This window comes from Thioclava arctica (genome assembly GCF_040892615.1).
GTDB lineage: Bacteria > Pseudomonadota > Alphaproteobacteria > Rhodobacterales > Rhodobacteraceae > Thioclava > Thioclava arctica.
Genome location: NZ_JBFRYC010000041.1, coordinates 1 through 1033, shown reverse-complemented (window position 1 = coordinate 1033; position 1033 = coordinate 1). Strand labels below are relative to the sequence as shown.

1 protein-coding gene is annotated in these 1033 nt (G+C 59.9%); it reads left to right on the top strand.

What is annotated here, in order from left to right:
- The first annotated feature begins 46 nt into the window (after positions 1-46).
- On the top strand, positions 47-979 hold the full coding sequence (locus tag AB4874_RS19825; protein WP_368393306.1) for an IS5 family transposase: 933 nt from the start codon (positions 47-49) through the stop codon (positions 977-979).
- Positions 980-1033: the final 54 nt, after the last annotated feature.

The window sequence follows — 1033 nt, the reverse complement described above, 5'->3', positions numbered from 1 at the left end:
TCCGGTAGGGATTCATGTCGTGAATCCAGTGTGGTAGCTGATGGGCATGAGCAAACCGACAGCACCGACCTACAAGACAACGAATTGGACTGCCTATAATGAGGCGCTTAAGCGCCGCGGGTCACTGACGATCTGGTTCGATCCCGAGATGAACTGGGATGCTGCGCCCACCGGCAAGCGCGGCCGACAGCCGACCTACAGTGATGCCGCCGTTCAGGCATGCCTGACCATGAAAGTGCTGTTCGGGATGGCGCTTCGGCAGACAACGGGCTTTGTGGAAAGCCTCTTGCGACTGACGGGACTGGACTGGGTGGTGCCTGACTTCAGCACTTTGTCCCGACGTCAAAGGACGCTCGCGGTCAACATTCCGTATCGCGGCTCGAAGGGCCCGCTGCACCTCCTGATTGATAGCACCGGCATCAAGGTCGAAGGGGAAGGCGAATGGAATGCGCGCAAGCATGGCGGCCCCAAACGACGCGTCTGGCGCAAGATCCATATCGGTATCGACGAACATACCTTGGAAGTCAGAGCCGTCGAGATCACCGGCAGCAATACCGGAGATGCACCGATGTTACCTCATCTGCTCAACCAGATTCCGCGCGATCAGGAGATTGGGAGCGTGACCGCGGATGGCGCATACGACACGCGCAGATGCCACAACACCATCGCTGACCGCGGAGCGGCTGCGGTCATCCCACCGCGCAAGAATGCCCAGCCATGGAAGCCATGCACTGCCGGTGCCGTCGCCAGGAACGACGCTCTCAGCGCATCGAAGTACTTGGGTCGGGCACTCTGGCGGAACTGGAGCGGATACCACCGCAGAAGTCGCGTCGAGACAAAGATGCATTGCGTGAAACTGCTGGGTCAGCGCCTCATGGCGCGGGACTTCGACCGCCAGGTCGCGGAGGTTCAGGTGCGTATCGCGATCCTGAATGGCTACACCGCCCTTGGCATCCCCGTCACGAAAAAGGTGGGGTGAATCCGTCTGGGGAAAGGGGAACTATGTCCGGCAGCTGATTTGTGCAACAGAGTC